This window comes from Vagococcus sp. WN80Y, assembly GCF_059621045.1.
In genome coordinates, this window is the sequence record NZ_JCAQHY010000156.1 from 33601 (window position 1) to 47175 (window position 13575).

10 protein-coding genes are annotated in these 13575 nt (G+C 38.1%); all 10 read left to right on the top strand.

What is annotated here, in order from left to right; translation table 11 throughout:
• Positions 1-118: 118 nt before the first annotated feature.
• Positions 119-1126, top strand: coding sequence for a LacI family DNA-binding transcriptional regulator (locus AC5KOD_RS12745; protein ID WP_496914948.1), 1008 nt, complete (start codon positions 119-121; stop codon positions 1124-1126).
• A gap of 56 nt (positions 1127-1182) precedes the next feature.
• A complete protein-coding gene (locus tag AC5KOD_RS12750) occupies positions 1183-2415 on the top strand; it encodes an ABC transporter substrate-binding protein (protein ID WP_496914949.1) in 1233 nt (410 codons plus the stop codon).
• 4 nt (positions 2416-2419) lie between these two features.
• Entirely contained in the window at positions 2420-3289 is an 870-nt protein-coding gene (locus AC5KOD_RS12755; protein WP_496914950.1) for a carbohydrate ABC transporter permease, read from the top strand.
• A complete protein-coding gene (locus AC5KOD_RS12760) occupies positions 3289-4110 on the top strand; it encodes a carbohydrate ABC transporter permease (protein ID WP_496914951.1) in 822 nt (273 codons plus the stop codon). The genes AC5KOD_RS12755 and AC5KOD_RS12760 overlap by 1 nt, the downstream gene beginning before the upstream one ends.
• A 53-nt stretch (positions 4111-4163) precedes the next feature.
• On the top strand, positions 4164-5795 hold the full coding sequence (locus AC5KOD_RS12765) for a glycoside hydrolase family 13 protein (protein WP_496914952.1): 1632 nt from the start codon (positions 4164-4166) through the stop codon (positions 5793-5795).
• 496 nt (positions 5796-6291) lie between these two features.
• Positions 6292-7470, top strand: coding sequence for a glycosyltransferase family 4 protein (locus tag AC5KOD_RS12770; protein ID WP_496914953.1), 1179 nt, complete (start codon positions 6292-6294; stop codon positions 7468-7470).
• Positions 7471-7856: 386 nt separating this feature from the next.
• Positions 7857-8738, top strand: a complete 882-nt coding sequence (gene cdaA, locus AC5KOD_RS12775) for a diadenylate cyclase CdaA (protein WP_496914954.1) — start codon at positions 7857-7859, stop codon at positions 8736-8738.
• On the top strand, positions 8738-9829 hold the full coding sequence (locus AC5KOD_RS12780) for a CdaR family protein (protein ID WP_496914955.1): 1092 nt from the start codon (positions 8738-8740) through the stop codon (positions 9827-9829). The genes cdaA and AC5KOD_RS12780 overlap by 1 nt, the downstream gene beginning before the upstream one ends.
• 48 nt (positions 9830-9877) lie before the next feature.
• Positions 9878-11236 carry a phosphoglucosamine mutase gene (gene glmM, locus AC5KOD_RS12785; protein ID WP_496914956.1) on the top strand — a complete coding sequence of 453 codons (1359 nt, stop codon included), beginning with the start codon at positions 9878-9880 and terminating at the stop codon, positions 11234-11236.
• A gap of 472 nt (positions 11237-11708) precedes the next feature.
• The gene (gene glmS, locus AC5KOD_RS12790; RefSeq protein ID WP_496914957.1) at positions 11709-13523 is read left to right on the top strand and encodes a glutamine--fructose-6-phosphate transaminase (isomerizing); all 1815 of its coding nucleotides are present in this window, start codon (positions 11709-11711) and stop codon (positions 13521-13523) included.
• Positions 13524-13575 lie beyond the last annotated feature (52 nt).

The window sequence follows — 13575 nt, forward strand, 5'->3', positions numbered from 1 at the left end:
GCTGACTTTTGACAGTGTTTCATTTTGAGGTGGGTAATAAAAACAATTGACAACGGATACAAATCATGATAAAGTTCAAACTATAAGTAGTAAACGTTTACGTAAGTGAGGTGTCAGAATGTCAATTTCAATGGTTGAGGTAGCTAAGCGTGCAGGTGTTTCGATTGCCACTGTGTCCAGAGTGATTAATGGAAAAGAGGGATTTAGTCAAAAGACCAAACGAAAAGTGGAAGAAGTGATTGAAGAGCTGGGTTATCAAAAAAATGAAATGGCTAGTAGTTTAAAAAAAAATTATAGCTATTCAATTGGCGTTATTATTCCCAGTGTGGTGACAAATTATCATGGGCTGATAGTGGAAGGGATTGAAAGTCGTGCTCAGGAATTAGGTTATACGGTTTTACTATCCCATAGTGGAGAAAATGCGGAACATTTTGAACGTTCGTTGCAATCACTGGCAGAAAGGCGGGTAGAAGGAATTATCCTGGTATCGATTCAGCCAAATAGACGGCAATTTGAGTGGCTAAAAAAAACAGGAGTTGCTTATGTGTTTATTTCCTCTGAGTCATCAGAATTTGAATTTCCATCGATTAAAATTGATGATTATCAGGCGGCTTATGATGCAACCCTTTTTTTGATTGCTCATGGGCATCAAAAAATTGGAATAGTTGGCATCGATAAAAAAGACGCTGTTGCGGGAATCCCGCGGATTGAAGGATATAGACAAGCGATGACGGATTCCAATTTGCTTGTTAAGCCTGATTGGATTCGTCATGGTGATTTTGGGGTTGAGATGGGAGAAGTTGGCGCTAATTATTTATTAACTCGCTATCCAGATATGTCAGCTATATTTGGTGCAAGTGATGAGGCGGCAATTGGGGCAATCAAGGCCTGTGGTAAAAGGGGGTTGCGGGTGCCGCGAGATATATCAATTAGCGGATTTGATGATTCGATGACAGCATTATTAAGTTATCCTGAATTAACAACGATTCATCAGCCCTTATACCAAATGGGGGAGTTAGCTGTAACGGCTATCATCAATAAATGTGAAGCCGACAAACAAATAGTGAGCCAGATAGTCCCATTTAAATTAGTTGAGCGTGGATCCGTGGCCCAGCGAAGCAAATAAGTATTTGCTTTGGTCATTTAGTTAAACGTTTACGTAAAAGTAGAGGAGATGCGATGATGATTAGAAAAAGAATGTTGATGGTTGTATTAGCTTTGCTGATAGTCGGAATAAGTGGCTGTGGAAAGAAGGAAACGAATCAAGTTGAAATTGAGTTTTTTCAAACAAAATCTGAAGCAATCCCCACATTTCGAAAATTAATTGCGAAGTTTCAAGAAGAAAATCCTGATATTAAGGTAGTCGAAAGCTATCCCCCAGATGCAGAGACTGTCTTGCGAACGCGTGTTTTTAAACGTCAAATGCCTGAGGTGATTGGAATTGGTGGTAGTTATCTATTTTCTGAGTTAATCGAGGCAGAGCAGTTAAAACAATTCGATGGAACGGAGTTGGCTGCTAAATCGAAAGAAGGTTATATTCAGATATTGAAAGATGTCGGTTTGACGGATAACCTGTATGGTTTACCTTTTGTAGCAAATGCTAGCGGAGTTCTTTATAATGAAGCTATTTTTAAAGAAAATAAGGTGAAAGTGCCTGAAACATGGGATGAATTTATCGCGGCTGCAGAAACGTTTCAATCACTTGGGATTAATCCTTTTTATTTTACTATCAAAGATGCTTGGACGACTTTGGGAGCGATGAATCCAATCGTGGCAAATACTCAAGGAGATGATTTTTTTGAGAAGCGTCGCAACAAAGAAATAACGTTTGTAGAAGGTTATGATGAAGCGGCCGATAAGCTGGCTCAGCTCTTTCCTTTTATTCAAAAAAATGGCTATGGACAAGGATATTCTGATGGTAATCTAGCCTTTGCTAATGGAGAATCTGCTATGTATTTACAAGGCATTTGGGCAATACCGGAAATAAAAAAGGCAAATCCTGATGTTTCGATTGGTGTATTCGCGATGCCAGTGAGTAATGATCCGGAAAAAAATCGACTGGTATCAGGTGTTGATTTGATGTTGGCCCAATCAGCAGAAATAACTGATAAGAAAAAAGCGAAAGCAGCTGATAAATTGATTGATTTTCTCTATCAGGAAGAAAATGTAGCGATGTATTTGGAAGAGCAAGATGCTATTCCAGCCATCAAAGGAATGGCTATTCAGAATGACGGCTTGAAGTCATTAGAGTCTTATATTGAAAAAAATCAGGTTGTTGATTTTGCGGATCACTTAATTCCAAGTGGTGTTGGATTTGATTCTCAAGTTCAAACGTTTGTTATAAAAAAAGATAAGACCTCATTTTTACAAACGATGGATGATGAATGGACAAAAGTGATGAATCGAAAGGAGTAACAAAATGAGAAACTATCGTAAAACTATTTATATGATGACGATTCCAGCAGTTATGTTATTTTTTATTTTCCACACATTTCCATTTCTTCAAGGAGTCTTTTATTCTTTTACTAATTGGAATGGTTTGAATAAAACCTTCGATATGGTGGGCTTAAAAAACTATTTGAATTTGTTTAAAGATAGTAATGTTTTAAGTTCGTATCTTTTTACATTTAAGTTTGCACTAATTTCAACCATACTTGTTAATGTTATTAGCTTGTTAGTGGCAATCGGCTTGAACTCACGAATCAAGTTTAAAAACTTTTTTCGAGCGATTTACTTTTTACCAAATGTACTCGGAACCCTGATTGTTGGTTATATTTTTAATTATTTTTTTGCGACTATTTTACCGGCTTGGGGAACGACATTAAAAATTCCTTTTCTTGAAACGAACATCTTAGGTAGTGTAGACCTAGCTTGGATCGGAATTATTATTGTTGCTGTTTGGCAAGGGTGCGCCATGACTATTATTTTATACTTATCAGGTCTACAAACGGTGCCAGAAGAGCTGTATGAGGCTTCTGCGATCGACGGTGCTAACACATGGCAAAACTTTTGGAAAATCACTTTTCCATCTATTGCACCATTTTTTACAATTAACATGGTTTTATCTTTAAAAAACTTTCTGCAAGTGTTTGATCAAATCATTGCGTTAACTGGTGGTGGCCCGGCTAAGTCAACAGAATCGATCGCCTTTTTGATTTATAATGGTGGCTTTAAAGGCGGAGAAATGGCTTATCAATCGGCTAACTCAGTTATCTATTTTATCGTCATTACAGGGATCTCATTATTTCAATTGAGAATCTTACAAAAACGCGAAGGAGATGAAGCGTAATGCGTAAAAAAGTGAATATATCTTCAACAATTTTGATTTTTATCGGGTCAATTTTTGTGCTATTTCCCTTATATATGGTAATTATTATTGCTATAAAATCACCCCAACAAATGGCGGATTCGATTTTAGCATTACCAACTAAGTTTCATTTCGAAAACTTTGCTAATGCTATTAAGCAGACGAATTTTTTTCATGCCTTTAAGAACAGTGCTATCATCTCCTTTTTTGCTGTCGTTTTAACAATCATGACTAATTCAATGGTGGCTTATGCAATCGCGAGAGGGATGAAACGTTCTAAGTTTTTTAAAGCGTTGTACTATTACTTTATTGCGGCGATGTTTATTCCGTTTCCAATTATTATGTTGCCAATTGTTAAGCAAACGTCATTTTTCCATATGGACAATCCAGTAGGCTTAGTCATTCTGTATGTTGTTTATGGCATGGCATTTAATACGATGTTGTATGTCGGGTACATAAAATCAATTCCTTATGAATTGGAAGAAGCGGCAGCAATTGACGGAGCAAGTCAGTGGACAACTTATTGGAAAGTCATTTTTCCAATGTTGAAGCCAATGAATGCGACTGTTGGTATTTTGACCTGTTTATGGGCTTGGAACGATTTTATGTTGCCTTTATTGATTTTAAATGATCAAAAGAATAATACGTTGCCCTTGGTACAATATGTTTTTCAATCGGAATTTGGCACAGATTTCAATTTGGCCTTTTCTTCCTATTTAATGGCAATGTTGCCAATGATAATTGTGTATGTATTTGCACAAAAATACATTATTGGCGGGGTAACCCGTGGGTCAATCAAATAGCTAAAACAACTCGTTCACTGTGACGAGTTCAGATTAAAAAGGATGTGGAAACGATGTTAGAAAAGAAATGGTGGCATGATTCAGTTGTTTATCAAATTTATCCAAGGAGCTTTCAAGATAGTAATAATGATGGAATAGGGGATATTCAAGGCATTATCAGCCGCTTAGATTATTTGCAAGAATTAGGAATTGATGCTATCTGGTTAAGCCCCGTTTTTGAATCACCTAATGATGATAACGGGTATGATATTAGCAATTATCAAGGAATCATGGCAGAGTTCGGGACTATGGCGGATATGGAGCAATTGATTGAAGCGTGTCAGGCTCGCAATATTCGATTGATTATGGATTTAGTGGTGAACCATACATCGGACGAGCATCCATGGTTTATTGAGTCACGAAAATCCACAACTAGCCCTTATCGCGATTATTACATCTGGCGTGATTCTTGTGAGGGGCAGGTCCCTAATGAGCTCGTGTCGACATTCAGTGGCTCTGCATGGGAATTAGATGAAGAAAGTGGTCAATATTATCTGCACCTTTTTAGTAAAAAGCAACCAGACTTGAATTGGGAAAATCCGCATGTTCGCCAAGAAGTTTGGGACATGATGAACTTCTGGCTTGATAAAGGCATTGGCGGTTTTCGAATGGATGTGATTGATCTAATTGGCAAACAGCCAGATCAAGAGATCACGGGAAATGGACCCAAACTTCATGATTATTTACAAGAAATGAATAAGGAAACTTTTGGAAAATATGATGTCATGACGGTTGGTGAAACGTGGGGAGCAACGCCGGAAATTGCTAAGTTGTACTCAGATCCTGAACGAAACGAGCTATCAATGGTCTTTCAGTTTGAACATATCGGCTTAGATGAAGTGCCGGGGAAAGCCAAATGGGATTGGCAGCCTTTAGATTTTAGGCAACTGAAGGCCGTTTTTTCAAAGTGGCAAACGGGTTTTAAAGGAGATGGTTGGAATAGTTTGTTTTGGAATAACCACGACACCCCACGGATTATCTCACGTTGGGGAAATGATTCTTCTGAGTATCGTGTTTTAAGTGGGAAAATGCTGGCAACTATTTTGCACATGCAGCAAGGAACGCCGTACATTTATCAAGGAGAAGAAATCGGCATGATTAATACCCCTGTGACCAACTTAGCCCAATTGGATGATATTGAAAGTCTTAATATGTACCATGAACGTCTAGCTGAGGGGTATTCAGAAGAAGAGATTCTATTTTCAATCAATAAGAAAGGTCGAGATAACGCTCGTCGTCCGATGCATTGGGATGAAAGTCTGAATAGTGGATTTACAAACGGGACTCCGTGGTTGGCCTTAAACCCTCAGTATAAAACGATAAATGTGGCACAGGCTATAGAGGATCGTCACTCTTTATTTTATCATTATCAGCAATTAATAGCATTGCGCAAAGCGAATCCCCTTGTTGTTTGGGGAGGGTATCGTGATTTATTGCCAGATGATGAGCAGTTATTTGTTTATGAAAGAACATATGAAGGCGAGACGTGGTTGGTAATTGCTAATTTCTATGAAAAGCCTGTTAGCTATCAGCATTTAGCTCATAAAGCGGACACTATTTTATTGAGCAATTATTCAGATAGTAGCTTAGCATTACATGAGCTTGATTTGCGTCCATATGAAGCAGTTGTTTATCGATGTAAATAAGAAAAGAGTCCTCATTTTTAGCAAATGGGGACTCTTCATTTTGGATTACAACTTTTTAGTGTCGTGTATACAAACCAAATGATAACAACCACTAAAAATATTGAAGCGAATAGGGCTAAAGTGAGCATACCATTTCCTCCTCGTTTCTGAGAATAGCGTTTGACTATAAGAGTAGTATATCATATAAATCGGATTTTTAATCTAACAAAATTGTCACAATTATGCTTTTTTTATCAAAATGATATTAGTAGTATGATAAAAAAGAGAGAGCGCACAGGATTATACCAATTTTCGGAATGACATTGTTTATTCTAATGATAACCTTCGTTATATTCTGAGTTGTAGGAAAAAATCAGTCTTTGGTTTAGAATAAACTCCATCTTAAGGATGATACGATTTTCATGAAAATTAGTTATGATTAGTCTATCAAATCAAACCAAGTCGTTTTAAAAAGTGTTAGGGTACTTTTAAACAGACGTAAAAGGAGACAAATAATATGCGCATCGGCCTATTTTCAGATACTTATTTTCCACAAGTGAGTGGTGTATCAACTTCAATTAAAACATTAAAAGAAAGTCTAGAGGCATTAGGCCATGAGGTATATATCTTCACAACCACAGATCCTAAAGCTGATTCTACAGAAGTAGGAATTTATCGTTTGCCGAGTATTCCTTTTATGTCCTTTAAGGATCGCCGGATTGTGATTAGTGGAAACTATAAAGCTTTGCGAATTGCTCGTCAATTAAAACTGGATATTGTTCATACTCAAACGGAATTTAGTGTCGGTTTTATTGGGAAATTTGTTGCAAAGCAGTTAGCAATCCCTCACATCCACACGTATCATACGATGTATGAGGATTACTTGCATTATATTGCTGGCGGTAAATTAGTGCGTCCTGGTCATGTTGCAGCCTTGTCTCGTTATTTCTGTAATCAAGCGGATGGAGTAGTTGCGCCTAGTCAACGAGTAGAGGAGCAGTTACGTAGTTATGAGGTTCACACGAAGATCGGAATTATTCCGACGGGGGTCAATTTAGAGCAATTTAAACCTGTCATCGGTGGCGCTGATATTCGCCGAGAATTAGGACTAACATCAGTTCAACCGATTATTCTTTCTCTAAGTCGTTTATCGGAGGAAAAGAATATTTTAGCCGTTATTAAGGCGATGCCTGAGGTCCTTCGTGTTCGACCAGATGCGCGTTTAGTTATTGTAGGCGGTGGTCCTCAGCGTGAAGAATTAGAAGAGCTTGTCACAAGCTTGGCAATTTCTGATGCAGTTATTTTTACCGGTGAAAAACATCGTGACGAAGTACCTAATTATTATACACAGGCAGATGTGTTTGTCAGCGCGTCAGAGTCAGAGTCTCAAGGGCTAACTTACATTGAAGCTGTGGCGTGTAAAACCGCAATTGTTGCTAAAGGAAATGCTTATACAGAAACCTTAGTCGGATCTAAAAGTGAGCTGGGAACCCTAGTGGCGACTGACTCGGAACTGGCTCAAGCATTATTGAAAGAGTTACTTACAAAGGATGACGAGCGGGTTGAAGGCGTTAGAGCGCAGGTTTTAACAAAGATATCTGGAGAGATGTTTGCGGAAAATATGATGAGTTTTTACCAAGATAGTATGCAACCAAGTCACTCAAACCATTATCATCAGTCAGTCAAGGTGTCTTAATTTAGTACGTGGATACATAGTACGCATTCGTCATATAATAGTCGTGATATGAGTAGCGGGGGAGACAAAAGTCTTTCTCGCTACTGTTTTTTTATTGAAAGGTATAAATCAAATAATTGCTTTTGGGATATAGAGTTGTCGATTTATCAGGATGATAGTTGCAGAAATAAAGCAAAAATGAGTAAGCTTATTCAACGTGATTGTTTTGTTTCCAGCTTTTTCAGAATGTGGTATACTTAGTTGGATAACTTTTTTATCAACGTTCCTTTAGGCAAAAATCGGAAAAAGGGACTAACGGACCCATGGTAATAGGTGATCATTGTTTTATGGCAGTTCGCTGTTAAACTACTTGATAACAAACCTATTACGGATTAGGAGTGATAGTTATGTGGAGTCAGTTCATGAATATTTTTAACTTTGATACTATAAGAAATTTTTTTACTAATACAGTGTTTACAACAAGTTTTTTGATAAATATTTTAGATATATTAGTTGTCTGGTACTTGATTTACAAGCTGTTTAGTCTTGTCAAGGGAACAAAAGCAGTGCAGTTATTAAAAGGGATTGCAGTGATTATCGTTGTGAGAATCGTCAGTTTCTTATTGGGGTTAAACACGGTCTCATGGTTGATGGATCAAGTCATTACGTATGGTGTGATTGCAGCGATTATTATCTTCCAACCAGAGGTTAGACGTGGTCTAGAGCATCTTGGTCGTGGTGCGTTATTTAGAAAAGCAAATAAGAGTGAACGAAAAGATCAAGCGATGGTCAACGCCTTTGACAAAGCCATACAGTATATGGCTAAAAGGAAAATTGGTGCGTTAATCACCATTGAAAAGAATACTGGCCTAGAAGAATACATTGAGACGGGGATTCCAATTAAAGCTGAAATTACTGGCGAGCTATTAATTAATATTTTTATCCCTAATACACCTCTTCATGACGGCGCGGTGATTATCCGAGATGATAAAATCGCAGCAGCCTGTGCTTACTTACCGTTATCAGAAAATGAGTCTATCCCGAAAGAATTTGGGACAAGACACAGGGCCGCAGTAGGAATTAGTGAGGTCAGCGACTCGTTAACTATTATCGTTTCGGAAGAAACAGGTGATGTCAGTATAGCTCAAAATAATTCCCTAGATACTCATTTGACTCAGGAGCAATATCTCAAAGTTCTTAAACGAGAATTGATAACAGAAAAGGCTGAGCCAAAAGAAAATTTATTTCAAACCTTCTTAGATGGGATTTCTAAAGGAGGTGGCAAATAATGGATAGGCTGACAAACAGTAAATGGTTTACTCGGATTTTGGCGTTGTTTTTCGCGTTACTTCTCTTTTTTAATGCTAACTCAGTTAATAAGCCAATCAAGGTTTCAACTTCAGATGCAGGCTTGGCAACGGCTGTTGATGACGTGCCAATTAAGCTTAAATATGACGAAAATAAGTATTATGTTGCTGGTTATGAAGAGACAACGACTGTTTACTTGAGGAGTGCTAATCAGTTATTATTGGATGTTGAATCGAATAGTCAAACTCGTAATTTTAAAGTGGAAGGTGACCTTTCTAGCTATTCTGAGGGGGTCTATGAAGTACCACTAAAGGTAACAGGACTTAATCAAGCTGTCCATGCGACTTTAAAGGATAAGAAGATTCAGGTTCGTATCGAAAAGCGGGAAACACGTCAATTTGATGTGACAGCTAAAGTAAATGATAATTTATTGAAAAATGGCTATTCACTGGAGCATATTACAGTAGATCCAGCGAAAGTGGAGATTACCTCAGGTGCAGAAACTCTCGATCAAATTGATCAAGTAGTTGCCTCTTTAGATGATGATCGTGATTTGTCAGATGATTTATCGAAGCGAGTGGATGTAGTTGCTCTGGATAAGGATGGCAATGTGTTAAGTGTGATCATTGTGCCAACGACGGTAACAATGAGTGTCAGTGTTGAGGCGCCAAGTAAGTCAGTTCCTCTAGTTTTGAAACAATCTGGTACCATTCCTTCTGGCATTAGTTCATTTGAGTTCAACACGAACTATGAAAATGTTAAAATAAGTGGGCCGCGTGAAGCGATTGACCAAGTGACAAGTTTAGAGGTTTACATAGATACCAGTAGTATTACTAAGAGTAAGACGGACACGTTTACGATAACAGCGCCAGAAAATGTTAAGGTAGACCCAGTGGCAGTCGAAGTTAACATTAATGCGATTAAGAGTGATAAGGAAAAAACAAAAGAGTCAGAATCTACCACTAAATCAGGGACTAAAACTAGCACGAAGGCAAGTACAAAACAGTCATCGAGTTCAACCAGTTCATCATCAAAGTCGTCAAGTAGTAAGTCGACAGATAGTTCTAATTAATCATTAACAGTATTACTAAATTTTGAAGTATTGGAGAGGTATTAAAAAATGGGAAAATATTTTGGAACAGACGGTGTCAGAGGGATTGCAAATCAGGAGTTAACACCGGAGTTAGCATTTAAATTGGGCCGTTTCGGCGGATATGTTTTATGTCAACACAATCAAGAATCAGGTAAACAACCTCGGGTTTTAGTCGGACGTGATACACGGATTTCAGGACAATTGCTGGAGCACGCGTTGATTTCAGGTCTATTATCTGTTGGGATTGAAGTCTTTCAATTAGGGGTTATTTCAACGCCAGGAGTATCATACTTGACACGTTTACAAAAAGCGGCAGCGGGAGTGATGATTTCTGCATCGCACAATCCTGCTTTAGATAATGGGATCAAATTCTTTGGTCCTGACGGGTTTAAATTGCTTGATGATCAAGAATTAGAAATTGAGGCTCTCTTGGATGCTGAGGTTGATACATTACCTCGCCCAGCGGCAGAGGGATTAGGGACAGTTGATGAATTTCCAGAAGGTATCTTGAAGTATTCTCAATTCTTAACAGACACAGTCGAGGGTGATTTTGACAATATTCGGGTTTGTTTAGATGGGGCCAATGGAGCAACAACACCTTTAGTTAATCGTGTATTTGCTGATTTAGAGGCAGATTTTTATACGATGGGTACAACACCTAATGGGATTAATATCAACGATGGTGTTGGCTCAACACATCCTGAGGCACTTGCCAAGTTAGTGGTTGAAAAACAAGCTGATTTAGGGCTAGCCTTTGATGGTGATGGCGATCGGGTTATAGCAGTCGATGAATTAGGGAATATTATTGATGGCGATAAAATTATGTTTATTTGTGGTAAATATTTATTTGAACAAGGTCGTCTGAAAAAGAATACGATTGTTTCTACAGTTATGAGTAATCTAGGGTTTCATAAGGCAGTAGAATCTGAAGGAATGGTGGCTTTAGCAACTCAAGTTGGAGATCGTTATGTAGTTGAAGAGATGCGTAAAAATGGCTATAACTTTGGTGGTGAACAGTCTGGTCACATGATTTTCCTAGACTATAATACGACAGGAGACGGGCTGTTATCGGGGATTCAATTGATTAATGTCATGCGCGAAACGGGTAAGACTTTATCGGAATTAGCTAGCGAAGTGAAAGAATACCCACAAAAATTAGTGAATATTAAAGTGTCTGATAAGCATGGTGCGATGGAGGTGCCAGCAATCAAAAAAGCTATCGATAAAGCGGAAGCTGAAATGAATGGCGATGGTCGTATTTTAGTTCGACCTTCTGGGACAGAACCATTGTTACGTGTTATGGCTGAAGCTCCGACTCAAGAAAAAGTTGACTATTATGTGGATACCATCGCGGATGTGGTTCGTGAAGAGATAGGCATAGAGTAACTAAAAATAAAAAATCAGTAGGGCCGTCACGGTTCTACTGATTTTTTATTTTATGTAAGTGATGGATTAGTGTAGATGTTGCTAGACCACTTTCAAAATTTAAAAGTATTTACAATATACCAATAAAATACTTGTTGACAATTTATCAGATTAATATTATGATTTATAGTGTTTCTAATAATAAAAACAAAAAGGAGTGAACTATACCAATTTAAAAGGATAGCGCCAGACCTATTTATAAAGTCAACTAGTAGCTAGACTAGAAAGAGGCTGTTAAAATAGGTGACGAGGAGAGAGTTTATCGAAATTTCGGCGGATGGCTCTAGGGACTGCACTCTAAAGATTAGGCCAAAAAACAGCTGTGAAGCAGTAACAAAAGCCTGATTAAGCAGATAGAAACGTAGACGGTTGGAGTTTGTGAGCAACTGTCATTAAAATAATGAATTTAACTTAAGAGAGCAGGGTTTTAATTATGTGTGGAATTGTAGGCGTGATTGGCAAGAAAAATGCAACTGAAATATTAATTCAAGGATTAGAAAAATTAGAGTATCGTGGCTATGATTCAGCCGGTATTTTTGTTACAGGTCGAGGTTATCAAGATTATTTAGTAAAATCTCAAGGACGGATTGCTGATTTGAAATCTAAGATTGACGAGGAGGTACAGGGAGAGATAGGGATAGGCCATACACGTTGGGCAACGCATGGCAAACCCTCAGAAACGAATGCGCATCCTCATGTATCAAACGATGGTCGCTTTGTTTTAGTCCACAATGGTGTGATCGAAAATTTTGAAGAAATTAGAGCTCACTTTATTAATGAGGCATCTTTAAAAGGGGAGACTGATACGGAAATTGCGGTTCAGCTTATTAGTTATTTTGTGGCTAAAGAAGAAATGACTGCAAAAGAAGCTTTTAAAAAGGCGTTAACAATTATTAAAGGCTCTTATGCCTTTGCCTTAGTTGATAAACAACATCCTGAACACATATATGTGGCTAAAAATAAAAGCCCATTACTCATTGGCTTAGGTGCTGATTTTAATGTTATCTGTAGTGATGCGATGGCGATGATTCAAGAGACTAAACATTTTGTCGAAATTGTTGATGGAGAGCTAGTGACGATCTGGGCTGATAAAATTGAAATCGAAGATGAGAAAGGGAATTTAATTCGTCGAGAACCTTATGAAGCACAATTAGATTTAGAGGATATGGAAAAGGGGACTTATGCTCATTACATGTTAAAGGAGATTGATGAGCAGCCTGCGGTGATGCGTCGACTTATTCAACGCTATTCTAATGAACTGGAAGAGTTAGTGATTGACCCAGCAATTGTTGAGGAGTTAACTGCAAGTGAGCGTGTCTATATCGTGGCATGTGGCACAAGTTGGCATGCAGGATGGGTTGGAAAACAGCTATTAGAGCAGTTGGTAAATATTCCAGTTGAAGTTCACTTGTCAAGTGAGTTCGGTTATAACATGCCGATTTTAGCTAAAAAGCCCTTTTTCATTTTCTTGAGTCAAAGTGGCGAAACGGCAGATAGTCGTCAGGTTTTAGTGAAGATTAATCAGTTAGGATATCCTTCTTTAACATTGACTAATGTTCCAGGATCAACTCTTTCTCGGGAAGCGAAGTATACGTTGTTGTTGTATGCTGGTCCAGAAATTGCTGTTGCGTCAACTAAAGCATATACGGCACAAATTGCTGTTCTAGCAATTTTGGCTAAAGTTGCAGGCAGCGTTTGTCAAATTAAAAAGGCTAGTGAATTTGATCTTATTCATCAACTTGGTTTAGTGGCTAATGGTATGGATGTTCTGATTAATGAAAAGGAATCCTTGGCAGCGTTAGTAGCTGAAAGCTTGTCTACGACGCGTAATGCTTTTTATATTGGCAGAGGGGTTGATTACTATGTATCTATGGAAGCCTCTTTAAAACTGAAAGAAATCTCTTATATTCAAGCAGAAGGCTTTGCTGCCGGTGAACTGAAGCATGGTACTATTGCCCTTGTTGAAGAAGGGACACCAGTATTTGGGATTATCACTGAAGAGGTTACGGGCTCTCATACTAGAGGAAACTTGAAGGAAGTAGAAAGTCGCGGGGCGAAGACAATTGTTATTGCTATGGAAGGGTTAGAAAAAGCGGGAGATGCGATAATTTTACCGCAGGTTGATACTTTATTAAGTCCTTTAGTGAGTGTTATTCCAACACAATTAATTGCTTATTTTGCTAGTTTACAGCGGGGCTTAGATGTTGACAAACCGCGTAATTTGGCTAAAAGTGTGACAGTTGAATAAAAGTTGCTAAAAAATAATCTCTTAGGTATTATAGCCTTAGAGATTATTTTTA

Excerpts from the sequence above, each read along its gene's own strand:
- AC5KOD_RS12745 (WP_496914948.1), top strand. The coding sequence starts at position 119 with ATGTCAATTTCAATGGTTGAGGTAGCTAAGCGTGCAGGTGTTTCGATT.
- AC5KOD_RS12750 (WP_496914949.1), top strand. The coding sequence starts at position 1,183 with ATGATTAGAAAAAGAATGTTGATGGTTGTATTAGCTTTGCTGATAGTC.
- AC5KOD_RS12755 (WP_496914950.1), top strand. The coding sequence starts at position 2,420 with ATGAGAAACTATCGTAAAACTATTTATATGATGACGATTCCAGCAGTT.
- AC5KOD_RS12760 (WP_496914951.1), top strand. The coding sequence starts at position 3,289 with ATGCGTAAAAAAGTGAATATATCTTCAACAATTTTGATTTTTATCGGG.
- AC5KOD_RS12765 (WP_496914952.1), top strand. The coding sequence starts at position 4,164 with ATGTTAGAAAAGAAATGGTGGCATGATTCAGTTGTTTATCAAATTTAT.
- AC5KOD_RS12770 (WP_496914953.1), top strand. The coding sequence starts at position 6,292 with ATGCGCATCGGCCTATTTTCAGATACTTATTTTCCACAAGTGAGTGGT.
- cdaA (WP_496914954.1), top strand. The coding sequence starts at position 7,857 with ATGTGGAGTCAGTTCATGAATATTTTTAACTTTGATACTATAAGAAAT.
- AC5KOD_RS12780 (WP_496914955.1), top strand. The coding sequence starts at position 8,738 with ATGGATAGGCTGACAAACAGTAAATGGTTTACTCGGATTTTGGCGTTG.
- glmM (WP_496914956.1), top strand. The coding sequence starts at position 9,878 with ATGGGAAAATATTTTGGAACAGACGGTGTCAGAGGGATTGCAAATCAG.
- glmS (WP_496914957.1), top strand. The coding sequence starts at position 11,709 with ATGTGTGGAATTGTAGGCGTGATTGGCAAGAAAAATGCAACTGAAATA.